The sequence below is a fragment of the Ruegeria sp. HKCCSA071 genome (assembly GCF_017872555.1).
Lineage (GTDB): Bacteria > Pseudomonadota > Alphaproteobacteria > Rhodobacterales > Rhodobacteraceae > Ruegeria.
In genome coordinates this window covers 1,486,331-1,502,068 of record NZ_JAEDOX010000001.1, presented here as the reverse complement: position 1 = coordinate 1,502,068, position 15,738 = coordinate 1,486,331, and the positions used below count along the sequence as shown (strand labels likewise).

The window sequence follows — 15,738 nt, the reverse complement described above, 5'->3', positions numbered from 1 at the left end:
TTCCTCTGGGGCTTTTCCGTTTGGTTCAGGGGTCTTTACCCCTGTAGCGATTTCACCTCAACGTCGCCCTCAGCTTGTGCCTTGATCGCCAGTGCTGCGGCATTGGCCCCAGCTGCGGTGGTGAAATACGGGATCTTGTCGTACAGCGCGATCGAGCGGATGGCCTTGCTGTCCTCAACCGCCTGCGCACCTTCGGTGGTGTTCATCACCAGCTGCACCTGACCGTCTTTCAGCATGTCCACCACATCCGGGCGGCCTTCGTACACCTTGTTCACCACGTTACAGGCAACACCCTGTTCGTCCAGCCAGCTTTGGGTGCCGCGCGTGGCCACAAGCGTGAAGCCCTGATCAACCAGAACCTGCGCCGCTTCCAGCATGGCTTTGCCCTTGTCGGCATCCTTGATCGAAATGAACGCACGGCCAGAGGACGGCAGCACCATGCCCGCGCCCATCTGCGCCTTGAGGAACGCGCGTGGGAAGTCACGGTCCCAGCCCATCACCTCGCCGGTCGAGCGCATTTCCGGGCCAAGGATGGTGTCGACGCCGGGGAAACGGGCGAATGGCATGACAGCTTCTTTCACCGAGAACCACGGCATGTCCGGATCGGCCAACGTCATCTGGTCCGCGATCTTGGTGTCCTTGCCTTCCTGATAGGGCGGGCGCATCGGGAAATCGGCCAGTTTCTCGCCCGCCATGACGCGCGCCGCAATCGACGCAATTGCACTGTCGGTGGCCTTGGCAACAAACGGCACGGTGCGCGAGGCGCGCGGGTTCACTTCGATCAGATAGATCTCATCATCCTTGATCGCGAATTGCACATTCATCAGGCCAACAACATTCAGCGCCTTGGCCAGCTTGAATGCCTGTTCCTTGATCTGCCCGATGATCTCTTTCGACAGCGAATAGGGCGGCAGCGAACAGGCGGAATCGCCGGAGTGAACACCCGCTTCTTCGATGTGCTGCATGATGCCCGCCACGTGAACGTCGGTGCCGTCACACAGTGCATCTACGTCCAGCTCGACCGCGCCCGCCAGATAGCTGTCCAGCAGTACGGGGCTGTCGCCCGAGACCACAACGGCCTCGTTGATATAGCGTCGTAGCTGATCCATATCGCGCACGATTTCCATCGCACGACCGCCCAGAACGTAAGAGGGGCGAATGACCAGCGGGAAACCGATCTCTTCGGCAATCTCCAGCGCCTTTTCATCGGTCGAGGCAATACCGTTTCTGGGCTGTTTCAGGCCCAGTTCATTGACCAGCGCCTGGAACCGTTCACGGTCTTCGGCCAGGTCAATTGCGTCCGGTGTGGTACCCAGAATCGGAATACCCTCGGCCTCAAGCGCGTTGGCCAGCTTCAACGGAGTTTGCCCACCGAACTGAACGATCACGCCGTGCAGCGTGCCGTTTTCCTGTTCCTTCGTCAGGATTTCCATGACGTGTTCAAAGGTCAGCGGCTCAAAATACAGACGGTCCGAGGTGTCGTAGTCGGTCGAGACCGTCTCGGGGTTGCAATTGACCATGATGGTCTCGTACCCGGCCTCGGTCAGCGCATAGCAGGCGTGGCAGCAGCAATAATCGAACTCGATCCCCTGACCGATCCGGTTCGGACCACCACCAAGAATAACGACCTTCTTGCGGTCGCTTGGGCGTGCCTCGCATTCGACATCGCCCATCATCGGGGCTTCGTAAGTCGAGTACATATAGGGTGTCTGCGCTTCGAACTCGGCGGCGCAGGTATCAATGCGTTTGAAGACCGCGGTGACGCCCAGATTGTGGCGGGCGCGGCGCACGTTATCTTCGCTGCGGCCTGACAGGTTGCCCAGACGCGCATCGGTGAAGCCCAGCATCTTGAGCTTGCGGATGCCTTCTTCGGTCACTGGCAGACCATCCTTACGCACGGTGCGTTCGGCTTCGATGATCTCGCGAATGCGGGCCAGGAACCAGGGGTCAAACTTGGTGACGCCAAAGATTTCGTCGTCGCTCAGGCCATGACGCATGGCTTGGGCGATGGTGCGCAGGCGGTCAGGGGTCTGCTTGCTGATCGCTTTGATGACATGCGCTTTGTCGTCGCTGCTTTCGACCTCATCCCACAGGCCGATGCTCAGCCCCGGAATTTCGATCTCATCAAACCCGGTCAGGCCGGATTCCATCGAGGCCAGCGCCTTCTGCATGGATTCGTGGATGGTGCGGCCGATGGACATCGCCTCACCCACTGACTTCATTGCAGTGGTCAGATAGGGTTCAGAGCCGGGGAACTTCTCAAACGCGAATTTCGGGATCTTGGTGACGACATAGTCGATGGTAGGTTCGAACGACGCAGGCGTGACCTTGGTGATGTCGTTGTCCAACTCGTCCAGCGTGTAACCAACGGCCAGTTTCGCGGCAATTTTGGCAATCGGGAAACCCGTCGCTTTCGAGGCCAGCGCCGATGAACGCGACACGCGCGGGTTCATTTCGATCACAACCATGCGGCCATCATCGGGGTTGATCGCCCATTGCACGTTCGAGCCACCGGTTTCCACCCCGATCTCGCGCAGCACGGCGATCGAGCCGTTGCGCATGATCTGGTATTCCTTGTCGGTCAGCGTCAGGGCAGGGGCCACCGTGATCGAGTCACCCGTGTGCACGCCCATTGGATCGACGTTTTCGATGGAACAGACGATGATGGCGTTGTCGGCAGTGTCGCGCACCACTTCCATCTCGTATTCTTTCCAGCCCAGCAGGCTTTCATCGACGAGGATCTGGTTGACGGGCGAGGCATCCATGCCCGAGCGGCAGAAATGGATATAATCCTCGCGATTATAGGCCACGCCGCCGCCTGTGCCGCCCAAGGTAAAGGCCGGGCGGATGATGGCGGGCAGGCCGATTTCCTCCAACTCGTCCAGAGCGATCTGCACACCTGCGTCCAGATCGGCAGAGCCGTCGGCCTTCTTGGGGGCGGTCACGATGGTGGCTTTGGGGTTTTCCAGCCCCAGCCGGTCCATCGCCTCGCGGAACAATTTGCGGTCCTCGGCCATCTCGATGGCGTCGCGTTTGGCACCGATCATCTCGACACCGAACTTGTCCAACACTCCCATCTCTTCCAGCGCGAGCGAGGTGTTCAGACCGGTTTGCCCGCCCATTGTGGGCAGCAGGGCGTCAGGGCGTTCCTTTTCGATGATCTTGGCGACGACCTCGGGCGTGATCGGCTCTATGTAAGTCGCATCGGCCAAACCGGGGTCTGTCATGATCGTCGCCGGGTTCGAGTTGACCAGAATAACCCGGTAACCTTCTTCGCGCAGGGCTTTGCAGGCCTGTGCTCCGGAATAGTCGAATTCGCAAGCCTGACCGATAACAATGGGACCCGCCCCGATGATCATGATCGACTTGATGTCGGTTCTCTTCGGCATGGCCTGGCCCCTTCGATTTTGCACGAGTCGCGGGCGCCGCCCAAGCGCCCAAATTGTCGTGCGTTATAGGGACCACGCAGAAAGGTTCAAGGGGTATCGGAAACAGAAGCGAAATTGCCGCTTTCCCCCCTTTCCTCTGCCAGAGTATTCTCTATATCGCCCTTCACGGCAAAAGAGGATGCAGTTGCGTATTCGTTTTGATCAGGGACCAGCCGGTCGCGGAACCCGGTTTCAGCGCCCGTCTCGGATAATCCGCGCGGATACGGCGGAGGACGTGCCTCAGGCTCTGGCGGCGCTGGATGAGGCGCGCACGGGCGGGGCGTGGCTGGCTGGCTATGCAAGTTACGAACTTGGATATGTGCTTGAACCCCGGCTGATCGATCTTCTGCCGGAATCGCGTCGGCTGCCCCTGCTGTGTTTTGGGGTCTACGGCGCGCCGGATCGGGTTGCTTTACCAACGCCCGCGAGTGAGGTGCGCGCGTTTCAGCCGCGCTGGGATGAGGCGCGCTATGGCGAAGCCTTTCAACTGGTGCATGATGCCATCGGTGCAGGCGATATCTATCAGGCGAACCTGACCTTTCCGATTGATCTGACTGTCTCGGGCAGCAGTGAAGCCCTTTATGCGGCGCTGGCAGCGGGGCAGCCGGTTGGGCATGGCGCGCTGGTGCAGCAGGTCGGGTTGCCGGATCTGCTCAGTCGCTCGCCAGAGTTGTTCTTCCGCACGGGCACGGATGGAAAGATCGAAACACGACCGATGAAGGGTACCCAGCCGCGCAGCGAAGACCCGGATGAGGATATGCGGCGCCGGGCGTTTCTGACCACGGATGAAAAGAACCGGGCGGAAAACCTGATGATCGTCGATCTACTGCGCAACGATATCAGCCGTGTTGCGCTGCCCGGTTCAGTTCATGTCCCGGAACTGTTCAAGGTGGAAACCTATGCGACCGTGCATCAGATGGTGTCACTTGTCCGTGCCCAGCTGCTCAAATGCGCCGGGCTCAGCGATATACTGACGGCTCTGTTTCCTTGCGGTTCGATCACGGGCGCCCCCAAAATTCGCGCCATGGAAATTCTGGCCGGGCTGGAACCCTGGCCGCGTGACATCTATTGTGGCACCATCGGCTGGGCCGCGCCTGATGGCCGGTCCGAGTTCAACGTGGCCATCCGTACGCTGATGCTGGAAGACGATCAGGCCACCCTGAACGTGGGCGGGGGCCTTGTCTGGGACAGCACCGCCCCGGCAGAATATGAGGAGGCGCTATGGAAAGCCCGCTTCGCCCGCCAGCTGAGCCTGATTTCCGCCTGATCGAAACGCTGGCCTTTCGGCCAGGTCGGGGCTTTGTCCGAAAAGACCGTCACCTTGCGCGCATGGCCCGAACCGCCGCGGCCTTTGGCCTTCCCTTCAACCCGGATGCAGCGACCGCCGCGCTGGATGGCGCGTTGGGCGACACACCTTTGCGATGCCGTCTGACACTGGACGCATCGGGTGCGTTCGAATTGACGACCGGGGTTCTGGCCAACAATCCCCCGGTCTGGCGCATCGCCCTGTCGGAACAGCGGCTGGCATCCAATGATCTTTGGCTGCGTCACAAGACAAGCCGCCGCGCTCTATATGACGATGCCCGTGCCGGGCTGCCGGATGGCATAGACGAGGTGTTGTTCCTGAATGAGCTTGATGAGCTGTGTGAGGGCACCATCAGCAACCTTTTCATCGAAAAGCAGGACGGCCGTATTCTGACACCTGTGCTGTCCAGCGGTCTGTTGCCGGGCATATTGCGCGAAGAACTACTGGATAAAGGAACGGTGTCCGAGGCCGTGCTGACCCTGAGCGACCTGAAAAATGCACAAACTGCCTACATGGGCAATTCATTGCGTGGGCTGATCCGGGTGGAGCTGATGGACACGTGACCAAAGACAGCGCGATGGTCGGACCACCGGTTGCATTGCCGCGGTTAAGGGTTGAGTTCGGCCTGTTCTATATTGTTCTGCCGCTGGTCATCGCGGTTTTGTTTCCACCGAACTGGATGCTTCCGGCACTGTTTGCTTTGACCGGGTTGGGGATCATGCTGCTGCATTGGACACCGGGCTTTCAATGGGCCGAGCTGCGGTACGATTGGGCCAACTGGTCACTTCGCGAAGTTGTGCTGTTTACCGCTTTCATGTCCGTGTTTTGCTTCGGGCTGATTCAGGTGACACGCCCCGACGCCGCATTTCTTCTGCTGATACACCGCCCTGAGATGCTGGCGCTTATCTGGATCGGTTATCCTGTTTTGTCTGCACTGCCTCAGGAACTGCTGTTCCGCCCACTGTTCTTCCGGCGTTATCACGCGGTCCTGCCAGAGGGGCGTGCGGCTTATGTGCTGAATGCTGCCATCTTCTCGTTCGCGCATCTGATGTATTGGAGTTGGATTGTCGCCCTCATGACATTTGCGGGAGGGCTGCTGTTTACATGGGCCTACAGGCAGCGCGGCTCGTTCTTTTATGCGGTGCTGTTGCACGCGATTGCGGGCAATATCATCTTTGCGGTCGGGCTGGGTGTCTATTTCTACTCGGGCAACGTGCAAAGGCCGTTTTGACAGGGCGACCCACCTTGACTTTCCGGGCCTGACAGGGTGTATCGGCGCGACGAATTCTGCGCCCGAAGGGATATGATCCATGCACGCCTATCGCAGCCACACCTGCGCCGCACTGACCGCCGCTAATGTCGGGGAAACCGTTCGCCTGTCCGGTTGGGTGCATCGGGTCCGAGACCACGGGGGCGTCCTGTTCATCGACCTGCGCGACCATTTCGGTGTGACACAAGTTCTATGCGACGGCGACAGCGCGGCTTTTGCCGAGCTTGAAAAGGTGCGTTCCGAATGGTGTATCCGCATCGACGGAACCGTCAAGGCGCGTGCCGCCGAACTGGTGAACCCGAAACTGCCCACCGGTGAGATTGAGGTGTACGTGCGCGAGCTGGAAGTTCTGGGCGCCGCCGAGGAACTGCCGCTGATGGTGTTCGGCGATCAGGAATACCCCGAGGAAACCCGCCTGCGCTATCGCTACCTCGACCTGCGCCGCGAAGCGATGCAGCAAAACATGACCCTGCGGTCGGACGTTGTGGCCTCCATGCGCAAGCGTATGTGGGATCAGGGGTTCCGCGAGTATCAGACGCCGATCATCACCGCATCCTCGCCCGAAGGCGCGCGCGACTTTCTGGTGCCGTCGCGTCTGCATCCGGGCAAGTTCTACGCGTTGCCGCAAGCCCCGCAGCAGTTCAAGCAGCTGATCATGGTGTCGGGTTTCGACAAGTATTTCCAGATTGCGCCCTGCTTTCGTGACGAAGACCCGCGCGCCGACCGCTCGCCGACCGATTTCTACCAGCTTGACCTCGAGATGTCCTTTGTCGAGCAGCAGGACGTGTTCGACACGATCCAACCCGTTCTGACCGGCGTGTTCGAAGAGTTCGGCGGTGGCCTCAAGGTCGATCAGGAGTGGCCCCAGATTTCCTACAAGGATTCGGCGCTGTGGTACGGCACGGACAAGCCCGACCTGCGGAACCCTATCAAAATGCAAGTGGTCTCTGATCATTTCCGCGGGTCTGGCTTTGCGATTTTTGCAAAGCTGTTGGAGCAGGACGGCACCGAAATCCGCGCCATCCCCGCACCAACCGGCGGCAGCCGCAAATTCTGTGACCGCATGAACACCTTTGCCCAGAAAGAGGGTCTGCCGGGGATGGGCTACATCTTCTGGCGCGATCAGGGTGAAGGGATGGAAGCCGCAGGTCCGCTGGCCAAGAACATCGGTCCCGAGCGCACCGAGGCAATCCGCCAGCAATTGGGTCTGGGTGTCGGCGATGCGGCGTTTTTCCTGGGCGGCAAGCCGAAGGCTTTTGAAAAGGTTGCAGGCAAGGCGCGCGACGTGATCGGGGATGAGCTTGGTCTGACCGAGAAAGACCGCTTTGCCTTTGCCTGGATCGTTGATTTCCCGATCTACGAACAAGACGAAGAAACCGGCGCGATCGACTTTGAGCACAACCCGTTTTCGATGCCGCAAGGCGGCATGGACGCGCTGCAGGGCAATCCGCTGGACGTACGTGGTTATCAATACGATCTAGCCTGCAACGGGTATGAGCTGGTCTCGGGCGCGATCCGGAACCACAAGCCGGAGATCATGTTGAAAGCCTTTGAACTGGCGGGCTATGGCGAGGACGAAGTGAAATCCCGCTTTGGGGCCCTGTTCAATGCCTTCCACTACGGTGCGCCGCCACACGGTGGATGCGCTGCTGGAATCGACCGGATCGTGATGTTGCTGGCGGATGAGGCCAATATCCGCGAGGTCATGATGTTCCCGATGAACCAGCGGGCCGAAGACCTGATGATGCATGCGCCGTCGGACCCGACGTCAGATCAGCTGATGGAACTGGGCTTGCGCCTTATTCCGCAGGACTGAACGAGAGCCGCCCGCATCAAGCGGGCGGTTTCATTTTGATGCCAGCGAATACTCGCGGGTCAGTCCAGCGGGTTGTTCAGATCGCCCCGGTTGACCCGAATAGAGCGCGCAGTCTGCCGTGTTTGGCGATAGGCCCAGATGCACAGAAGCGTCGCGGTGATGAAGTAGGCTGCAATCACGTCAAATCGCCTTTCTTTGTTCCAAACGGTTCTGCACCATGCCGGCGACCTGCGCTGCCTGCGCCGTGATTGGTGCACCGTTCGCTCGTGACAGCGCCAGCTTTCGGGCGGCTTCTGCCAAGGGTCTGTCATCGGCTTCCCGTGCGACCCCTTGCAGGAACTGGGCGGCATAATCCCATGTGCGATGATCGTTGGGCCCGGTAAGGACATCGGCGATGTGCGCCATGTCGTCCTGATAGGCCATCGGGTCGGGGCGGATGACTTCATCTCGAACCGAGTGGAGCCCGCTTGGGCGTCGATCTTCGGGCAGGCGCTCCAGGATGGACTTCTGAAAATAAGACAATGATTTTATCGGCTTGGACAGAAATCCATCCGCCCCGGCTGCGTACGCCAGACCTTCGGTAGCGTCATCGCCCGACAGGCCCATGATCACGCTGATCCGTGGTGAAGCGTCGGCCAGTTCGGCGATCAGGTCAGCTCCGGACCCGTCGGGCAGGCCCATATCGACCAGAATGACCGAAGGGCGATAGATCTGCAGGTGTCGCCGTGCCGATTTCAGGCAGTCAGCGCGTCGGATACGTGCGCCGCTATGCAGGCACATTAGGCGGATCGCATCGCAGGCATATCGGCTGTCTTCAACAACCAGAATTGTCTGTCCCAGCAAGGGCCGCGTTGCGGTGGGCGTGGCGGCGGTGGTGGCAATGAGGCCCGAATCGTCCATGGCAGCTCTCCTATCCAGCAGATGCTTCACGCTAGGAACTTCTGGCTAACACGACGTTAACGCGCGATTTGGCGCACTTGTTCTTTCGCAGAGCAGCCCCCATAACCCACGCAACGCAGGACATCAGGAGTGAGACATGATTGGACGTCTGAACCACGTTGCCATCGCCGTACCCGACCTTGAGGCGGCATCCGAGCAATACCGCAATGCGCTGGGCGCCAAGGTTGGCGCGCCGCAGGACGAACCGGATCATGGCGTCACGGTTGTGTTCATCGAACTGCCCAACACCAAGATCGAACTTTTGTACCCGCTGGGCGACGACAGCCCTATCAACGGGTTTCTGGAAAAGAACCCGGCAGGTGGTATTCATCACGTATGCTATGAGGTCGAAGACATCATCGCCGCCCGTGATCATCTAAAAGCGACCGGTGCCCGTGTTCTGGGGTCGGGTGAACCCAAGATCGGCGCGCATGGCAAACCGGTGCTGTTCCTGCATCCTAAGGACTTCAACGGCTGCCTGGTCGAGCTGGAACAGGTATGATCCGCAAAACCCGGAGGGCCTGAAGTGACCATTACCGCTGCACTGGTGCTGTTCGCCGTCATCTGGTTCATGACGTTGCTTGTGGTTCTGCCCATTCGCATCAAAACTCAGGGTGACCTGAACGATATCGTTCCGGGCACCCATGCGGGCGCGCCGGAGGTCCATCATCTGAAGGCCAAGATGTGGATCACCACCGCCATTGCAGTGGTTTTGTGGGTTATCATTGCCGGGATCATCATATCTGGTGCAATTTCAGTGCGGGACTTCGACTGGTTGAACCAACTGGAGCCGCGCTAATCTGTGTCAGACCTTTTGGCCTGACACAGCATGAAAAATATGGGTGAATGTCGCTGCGCCAAGGATCGGGATCACCAGATTCAACAGCGGTATCGACAGCGGGATGGCCATCAGCGTTCCAGCGACCCAGATCGTGGTCGAATGCCTGGCGCGCAATTGGCGCGCGCCATCCCGCCCGATCCGGCGCATTGCAGCCAGCGTGAAGTATTCCCGCCCCAACAGGAACCCGTTCATGGCCCAGAAGATGAAGGGCGCAAACGGGGTGAAGATCGCGTAAAGGATCAGCGCCAGCAGGTTTGCGACAATCAGCACGCCAAGAAAGCTGAGGCCGTCCATCAGGGCCTCTGACACCGGGATGCGTCGTGCAGGTGGCAAGGCCGGAAAATGCTTGTCCTCGACCGCTTGTGCCACTTCGTCCAGAAAGATCGATGTGATGGCTGACGCCACCGGCACCATCAGGAAAACAGGCAGGATCAGGACGAGAACGATACCTGAATAGTTCAGAACGTCGTTCAGCCATGGCACTGCGCCGACGAACGGCAGAGAGATTTCACTGCCCGACAACCAGTTGATCAAACTGATCGCACCCGCACAGGCAAGACCCAGCAACAGGATGGTCAAACCTACACCGCGCAGCAGAACGGCGCGGAACTTGGGATCTCCGATCTGGCTTAGCGCGCTGAAGAAGGCGTTCAGGATGATCATTCTGTGATCCATTCCGTTATGGCCGCCACATCGGGCCGCGGGCGCTCGGGTGGGGCTGTTCCTTCGGTGGCGATATGTATCAGCCCGGCTACGCGTTCGTTGTCAGCAAGTCCAAAGGCGTCGACGCAGAAGTCGTGGTCATGGGTTTGCCAACCCGATAGCCAGTTTGCACCCCAGCCTGCGGCCAGCGCGGCATTCAGCAAGGCAAGACAGACCGCGCCCGCAGAATAGGTTTGTTCGATTGCAGGTATTTTTTCGGACGGTTTTTGTACTTCGATCACCGCTACGGCCAGATGTCCCATGTCAAATTGGCTGCGTGCTTTTGCAATATCTTCCGGACTTTTCTTCAGCCTTTGCCCGCAGGTTTCGGTCAGGGTTGCCAGTCTTGCCATGGCCCCCTGTTCCAGAACGATAAATCGCCAGGGTTCCAGTTTTCCGTGATCGGGGCTGCGTGCAGCTGCGATCAACAAGGGGCGCAACTCGTCCGGTGTCGGGGCCGGGGCAACCAGTGTCTTGGCAGGTCGGGACCGGCGCGCCTGCAAAAACTCCAGAGCAGCGGGGTTTTTCATGGACATATGTTAACTTCCTTTACATCACGTCTCTGTATCTTGGTCGGCATGCCGAGGGTTTCAAGGGCGCGGCGACGGATAGCGTGGATCAATTTCATTCCACTGCCCATCATGCAAGACTATTGAGGGAAGGGGCCACAATGGTGAAATCCAAACTGCGAGATCTGCCGGATCTCAGCGCGCAGGCGCACGCCGGGGCAACGTTTCATCTGAAAGTTACACCCAAGGCCGCGCGCGACCGGGTGGTCGTGAAAGACGGGCAGATCAGGGTATTTGTCACGGCATCGCCTGACAGTGGCAAAGCCAACCATGCGGTTCAGGTGATCCTTGCGAAATGTCTTGGCGTTGCCCCTTCGACACTGACACTCAAGCAGGGGCAAACCGCGCGCAACAAGGTGTTTGTCTATGTGCCCTAAGGCCCCGTTTCACGGATCTGGTAAACCCCCTCGGGCAGGTCCAGCGCTGCGGCCAGATCGCGGACCTGTTCCGGCGACAAGGTGATCTTTTGCACCTGTTCGGTTCGCGGATCAAACTGTTCCAGCGTGACGCATTCGGCGAAATTGTTGATCACAACATCTTCCTGCAAAGGTTTTTCACCTTCGTCCACAAGCGTTATGACCGTCGAGTCGAATTCATGCTCAATCGAAAACATAAGGACAGAGTGCAAGCCGTCGACGCGCAATGCAAGACGTTCGTTTCAAAGCCTTGTGTGGTCACGCCGAGCGGCACGTACTATGTTGAAATCACGGTCAGACCGAGCCGAAGGATGTAACATGCGCAGACGCTTTGTTTTGGTGCTTCCCCTGCTTCTTGCGGCCTGTGCGGAAGGTGGATTGCGCGTGCAACCTGCTGCGGATTGGCTAGGTGAAGGGCCGGGTTCTGAGGATGTTGCCCAGACCTTTCGCGAAGTCAGTCAGAACATCGGGGCCGAGGCCCGTAGCCAGTGCTTGAAGCAATCAAGACCTCAGAGATGCGATTTCCGGATTCTCGTTGATCTGAACCCACGTGCGCCAGCCAATGCGTTTCAGACGTTGGACGACCAGCGGCAACCCACCATCATTTTTACCCTTGCGATGATCCGTTCCGCGCAAAACGCAGATGAACTGGCTTTTGTCATGGGGCATGAGGCGGCCCATCACGTGCTGGGGCACATCGCACGGCAAAGCGAAAATGCCAGCGCAAGCGCCACCGAGTTCGGAAAGGCCGAGAAGCTGCGCGGGGGCGACGCCGCCGATATAGAAGAGGCTCAGAAAGTGGGTGCGCAAGTTGGTGTTCAGGCTTATGTAAAGGCTTTTGAGCTTGAAGCTGACGAGATGGGCACGATCATTACGCATAATGCGGGCTACAACCCGCTGATCGGGGCAAAGTTCTTTGATCGGATTCCGGATCCCGGCGACAGGTTTCTGGGCACCCACCCGCCAAACGCGCAGCGCGTTCACATCGTGCTTGAAACCGCGATGCAACTGGGACTGACGCAATGACCGATCTTGTGCGCCTTGGCGTGATTTTGACGGATCGCGGGTCGAAATATGCGGTATCTGGCGCGCCTGTGGCGTCACGCGCGGACGTTGACGCGGTTTTGGACCAACTGAAGTCCGATAAATCCTATGCCAAGGCCACACATAACACCTGGGCCGCCTCTTTGCCGACCGGCGCGCTGAAGGCTGATGATGGGGAGAGCGGCGCTGGTATGGTAATCCTGCGGATGATCGAACGTGCAGGGCTGGACAATCACGTGATCATCGTCACCCGCTGGTACGGAGGCAAAAAGCTGGGCGGGGACCGCTTTCGCCGTGTTCAGGATGCAACTCGGGCCTATCTGGATCACATCGGCATCCAATCTTGACCTGTGTCAAAGTCTGAGGCCCCGGATGCGCTACGATTTCGCAAAGCGCGAAAGGGAAAGGATACAGTATGCCCACCCGAGAGTCCTTGCGGCTTCATGCCGGATTGGTGGACGATATGGCCAGAATGCTGGACATCGATCTTGAGGAAGCAGCCATTGGTGGCAAAGTATCTGTCGACCAGATTTCCGAGGCAGTTCTGCGATGTACTGACTGTCCGAACCCGGATCATTGTCAGGACCTGCTCAAGAAAATGGCGACCGCCGGGCGGACACCGGAATATTGCCGTAACCAGGAATTGTTACACAAACTAATGCCTTAACTGTCAGGTTCGCCATGCCACGACTCGGTGAAATCATGGCCCATCTTCGCCTCGTACTGCGGATGGGCGAGGTCACAGGAACCGACCTGGCCGCAGCCTATCGGGATGGTCACCTGAAACATGAGGATTGGGCCGAGATCGTGCAGCAATGCCGTGGCTGTGCGTGGGCCAGAAACTGCCCGGAATGGTTGGAGCAACGCGAACAGATTGATCAAGCCCCATGCACGTGCCCGAATCGCGAGCGATTCACGGCTCTCAAGTCGTTGCAAGCGGAGGACGCGTGATGCCTCGGGACATCTTGGGCGAGGTCGAAAAGCACTTTTGGTTGACGCGTTCTGTTTCCCGAAGCATGGGAATTTCACTGAGCGAAGCCATGGCCGAAGGGCGGCTGTCGCCCGAAGGATACGCCGAATTGGTCACGCGCTGCCGGGCCTCAGGCTGTGACACGCAATGCGCCAACTGGCTGGCTCAGCGACAGAGCCCGGCGGATGTGGCCCCGGATTTTTGCGCAAATTCAGAGACGCTGAACAGATTAAAGGTCTGATTTAAGGTCTTTGTGGGTTCCATCACACAACGGCGGGTTCGCACTATGTTTGCAGCCGCAAAAGAAGACCTTCTTGTTGGTTTCAGCTGTGTATTTCACAGGTTCGAGCCCGCTGCCCTTATGTGATCCATCGCAAAAGGGTTGCCGGTTCGACTTTCCACATGCGCACCAGAAATAGGTTTTGCCTTCGACAACCTCGATTGGAAAAGGAGTTCTCTGGGCTATAACTGGCGTGTCAGGCATGTGGCTTCTCCGTCTTTGGCTGAAACGTTACACAGTTTAAGACGATGCAGACAAAAAGGTAGCAATAATGCCGCTAGGATCATCGTTTGAGCTTCGAACTGGCATGTAATCGCTCTGTCTCACAATGATGTGATTGATGCTGTTGCCAGATTGCCGTTCAACCCGTATTCTGGTGGCGGCCCCGAAAAGCTGGGCAATATCAGAAAAGTAATAGAGGATTGACGGACATGAAACTGAAACTTGCAGCCGTTGGCGCATTTGCCCTGGTCCTGACTGCTTGTGCGCAGCAGGAAGAACCAACACCTGTTTACGTACAGCCTGACTATGACAAGTATGGTTCGGCCAGCTGCTCGGCAGGCTATGAACTGGCAACAACCGAAGCAGGTCAAACCGTCTGCAACCCGGTTTCTCAGTAAGCTTTTCGCAGGCGGTCTGGTTTCGGACCGCCTGCACTTTTTCAGGAAATACCGCCGCCATTCACGGCGGTTTTTTTCTACCTGCGCATTACCACGTAGCTATTCACCCGAGAGCTTTGTAGGGCAGGCTATTGGAGTTAAGCGGGTTTCCCCCACAGATCGTATTCCCCCGCCTCGTCCACTTCGACCGTGACGATATCACCGGGTTTGAGGCCTTCGAAACCTTCGTCAATGAACAGGTTGCCGTCGATCTCGGGTGCGTCCGACTTGGTGCGGCAGGTGGCGGCTTCGTCATCCACTTCGTCGACGATTACTTGAAGCGTTTGTCCGACCTTCGCCTGCAACTTGGCTTCTGAAATGGCCTGGGCCTTTTCCATGAAGCGATCCCACCGCTCTTGCTTGATTTCGGCCGGGACGTGATCGGGCAGGTCGTTTGAGCGCGCACCGTCCACGTTTTCGTATTGGAAACAGCCGACACGATCCAGTTGCGCCTCGTCCATCCAGTCCAGCAGGGTTTGGAATTCGGCCTCGGATTCACCCGGATAGCCAACGATAAAGGTCGAGCGCAGGGTGATATCGGGGCAGATTGCGCGCCAGGCCTGAATCTCGTCCAGAGTTTTGGCCGCTGCGGCGGGGCGGGCCATCCGTTTCAGAACATCCGGGTGGGCGTGCTGGAAAGGGATATCCAGATACGGCAGTATGTTGGACCCGGCATCCGCCATCAGGGGGATCAACTCGCGCACATGAGGATAGGGATAGACATAGTGCAGCCGCACCCAAGCATCCAACTGACCCAGTTCACGGGCCAGATCGGTGATGTGGCTGCGCACATGGCGGTCTTTCCACGGGTTCACATCGTATTTCCGGTCCAGCCCATAGGCAGACGTGTCCTGTGAGATTACCAACAGTTCGTGCACGCCGCTATCGACCAGCTTTTCCGCCTCGCGCAGAACCGCATGGGCCGGACGGCTGGCCAGTTTTCCTCGCATATCGGGGATGATGCAGAACTTGCATTTGTGGTTACAGCCCTCGGAAATCTTCAGATAGCTGTAGTGGCGGGGGGTCAGTCGCACACTGCTGGCGGGCAGCAGATCGACGAACGGGTCAGGGTCAGGGGGAACGGCGGCGTGAACCGCATCCAGAACCTGCTCGTACTGATGCGGACCGGTGACCGCCATGATGCGGGGGTGGTGTTCACGGATGTAATCCGGTTCGGCCCCCAGGCAGCCGGTGACGATAACCTTGCCGTTTTCAACCAGCGCCTCTCCGATCGCATCCAGCGATTCTGCCTTGGCGCTGTCGAGGAACCCGCAAGTGTTCACAATAACGGCATCGGCCCCGGCATAATCCGGAGAAATGCCGTATCCTTCAGCACGAAGCCGGGTCAGAATGCGTTCGCTGTCGACCAAAGCTTTTGGACAGCCCAGCGAAACCATGCCGATCGTCGGCTGGTTCGAACGGGGTGTCTCGGTGATCCGGGCAGCCGGAGCCAGGTCAGGGCGGAGGTTTGGCGGGTTCGTTGTCATGGCGCGGCGTA

General features: G+C 58.6%; 20 protein-coding genes. 13 read left to right on the top strand and 7 right to left on the bottom strand.

Translation table 11 applies throughout. The features are described 5' to 3' along the window. Positions 1-35: 35 nt before the first annotated feature. Positions 36-3,389, bottom strand: a complete 3,354-nt coding sequence (gene carB, locus I9188_RS07425; RefSeq protein ID WP_209504754.1) for a carbamoyl-phosphate synthase large subunit — start codon at positions 3,387-3,389, stop codon at positions 36-38. 178 nt (positions 3,390-3,567) lie between these two features. Between carB and I9188_RS07420 the strand changes: the two genes are divergently transcribed. The 4 genes from I9188_RS07420 (at position 3,568) to aspS (ending at position 7,820) form a co-directional block, all read left to right on the top strand. Further along, complete coding sequence (locus I9188_RS07420; RefSeq protein WP_209504753.1) at positions 3,568-4,695, top strand: aminodeoxychorismate synthase component I; 1,128 nt, start codon at positions 3,568-3,570, stop codon at positions 4,693-4,695. Then, positions 4,650-5,297, top strand: a complete 648-nt coding sequence (locus I9188_RS07415) for an aminotransferase class IV family protein (RefSeq protein ID WP_209504752.1) — start codon at positions 4,650-4,652, stop codon at positions 5,295-5,297. The genes I9188_RS07420 and I9188_RS07415 overlap by 46 nt, the downstream gene beginning before the upstream one ends. Further along, the gene (locus I9188_RS07410) at positions 5,294-5,965 is read left to right on the top strand and encodes a CPBP family intramembrane glutamic endopeptidase (protein WP_348540326.1); all 672 of its coding nucleotides are present in this window, start codon (positions 5,294-5,296) and stop codon (positions 5,963-5,965) included. The genes I9188_RS07415 and I9188_RS07410 overlap by 4 nt, the downstream gene beginning before the upstream one ends. Positions 5,966-6,044: 79 nt before the next feature. After that, positions 6,045-7,820 carry an aspartate--tRNA ligase gene (aspS, locus tag I9188_RS07405; protein ID WP_209504751.1) on the top strand — a complete coding sequence of 592 codons (1,776 nt, stop codon included), beginning with the start codon at positions 6,045-6,047 and terminating at the stop codon, positions 7,818-7,820. A gap of 180 nt (positions 7,821-8,000) precedes the next feature. Here the strand turns inward: aspS and I9188_RS07400 are convergent, their stop codons facing one another. After that, on the bottom strand, positions 8,001-8,720 hold the full coding sequence (locus I9188_RS07400) for a response regulator (protein WP_209504750.1): 720 nt from the start codon (positions 8,718-8,720) through the stop codon (positions 8,001-8,003). Between the two features lie 136 nt (positions 8,721-8,856). Here I9188_RS07400 and mce point away from each other — a divergent pair, with 136 nt between their 5' ends. Both mce and I9188_RS07390 read left to right on the top strand, forming a co-directional pair. Further along, complete coding sequence (mce, locus tag I9188_RS07395; protein WP_170346086.1) at positions 8,857-9,261, top strand: methylmalonyl-CoA epimerase; 405 nt, start codon at positions 8,857-8,859, stop codon at positions 9,259-9,261. Positions 9,262-9,285: 24 nt separating this feature from the next. Further along, a complete protein-coding gene (locus I9188_RS07390) occupies positions 9,286-9,558 on the top strand; it encodes a DUF1467 family protein (RefSeq protein WP_209504749.1) in 273 nt (90 codons plus the stop codon). A gap of 6 nt (positions 9,559-9,564) precedes the next feature. Here the strand turns inward: I9188_RS07390 and I9188_RS07385 are convergent, their stop codons facing one another. Beyond that, on the bottom strand, positions 9,565-10,263 hold the full coding sequence (locus I9188_RS07385) for an EI24 domain-containing protein (RefSeq protein ID WP_209504748.1): 699 nt from the start codon (positions 10,261-10,263) through the stop codon (positions 9,565-9,567). Continuing rightward, a complete protein-coding gene (locus I9188_RS07380; RefSeq protein WP_209504747.1) occupies positions 10,260-10,838 on the bottom strand; it encodes a nitroreductase family protein in 579 nt (192 codons plus the stop codon). The genes I9188_RS07385 and I9188_RS07380 overlap by 4 nt, the downstream gene beginning before the upstream one ends. Before the next feature lie 134 nt (positions 10,839-10,972). Here I9188_RS07380 and I9188_RS07375 point away from each other — a divergent pair, with 134 nt between their 5' ends. Further along, positions 10,973-11,248 carry a DUF167 domain-containing protein gene (locus I9188_RS07375; protein ID WP_209504746.1) on the top strand — a complete coding sequence of 92 codons (276 nt, stop codon included), beginning with the start codon at positions 10,973-10,975 and terminating at the stop codon, positions 11,246-11,248. Here I9188_RS07375 and I9188_RS07370 read toward each other — a convergent pair. After that, the gene (locus I9188_RS07370) at positions 11,245-11,484 is read right to left on the bottom strand and encodes a hypothetical protein (protein WP_209504745.1); all 240 of its coding nucleotides are present in this window, start codon (positions 11,482-11,484) and stop codon (positions 11,245-11,247) included. The genes I9188_RS07375 and I9188_RS07370 overlap by 4 nt on opposite strands. Positions 11,485-11,605: 121 nt before the next feature. Here I9188_RS07370 and I9188_RS07365 point away from each other — a divergent pair, with 121 nt between their 5' ends. The 5 genes from I9188_RS07365 (at position 11,606) to I9188_RS07345 (ending at position 13,542) form a co-directional block, all read left to right on the top strand. Continuing rightward, a complete protein-coding gene (locus I9188_RS07365; protein ID WP_209504744.1) occupies positions 11,606-12,313 on the top strand; it encodes a M48 family metallopeptidase in 708 nt (235 codons plus the stop codon). Beyond that, on the top strand, positions 12,310-12,678 hold the full coding sequence (locus I9188_RS07360; protein WP_209504743.1) for a YigZ family protein: 369 nt from the start codon (positions 12,310-12,312) through the stop codon (positions 12,676-12,678). The genes I9188_RS07365 and I9188_RS07360 overlap by 4 nt, the downstream gene beginning before the upstream one ends. Positions 12,679-12,746: 68 nt before the next feature. Further along, on the top strand, positions 12,747-12,998 hold the full coding sequence (locus I9188_RS07355; RefSeq protein WP_209504742.1) for a DUF6455 family protein: 252 nt from the start codon (positions 12,747-12,749) through the stop codon (positions 12,996-12,998). 14 nt (positions 12,999-13,012) lie between these two features. Beyond that, a complete protein-coding gene (locus tag I9188_RS07350; protein WP_209598012.1) occupies positions 13,013-13,282 on the top strand; it encodes a DUF6455 family protein in 270 nt (89 codons plus the stop codon). Beyond that, positions 13,282-13,542, top strand: coding sequence for a DUF6455 family protein (locus I9188_RS07345; protein WP_209504740.1), 261 nt, complete (start codon positions 13,282-13,284; stop codon positions 13,540-13,542). Before I9188_RS07350 ends, I9188_RS07345 begins: the two co-directional genes overlap by 1 nt. Here the strand turns inward: I9188_RS07345 and I9188_RS07340 are convergent. Continuing rightward, complete coding sequence (locus I9188_RS07340; protein WP_209504739.1) at positions 13,531-13,785, bottom strand: CDGSH iron-sulfur domain-containing protein; 255 nt, start codon at positions 13,783-13,785, stop codon at positions 13,531-13,533. The genes I9188_RS07345 and I9188_RS07340 overlap by 12 nt on opposite strands. 227 nt (positions 13,786-14,012) lie before the next feature. Here I9188_RS07340 and I9188_RS07335 point away from each other — a divergent pair, with 227 nt between their 5' ends. Next, complete coding sequence (locus I9188_RS07335) at positions 14,013-14,201, top strand: hypothetical protein (RefSeq protein ID WP_209504738.1); 189 nt, start codon at positions 14,013-14,015, stop codon at positions 14,199-14,201. A gap of 137 nt (positions 14,202-14,338) precedes the next feature. On the opposite strand, the gene rimO is transcribed toward I9188_RS07335, so the two are convergent. Beyond that, the gene (rimO, locus tag I9188_RS07330; RefSeq protein WP_209504737.1) at positions 14,339-15,727 is read right to left on the bottom strand and encodes a 30S ribosomal protein S12 methylthiotransferase RimO; all 1,389 of its coding nucleotides are present in this window, start codon (positions 15,725-15,727) and stop codon (positions 14,339-14,341) included. Between the last annotated feature and the right edge of the window lie 11 nt (positions 15,728-15,738).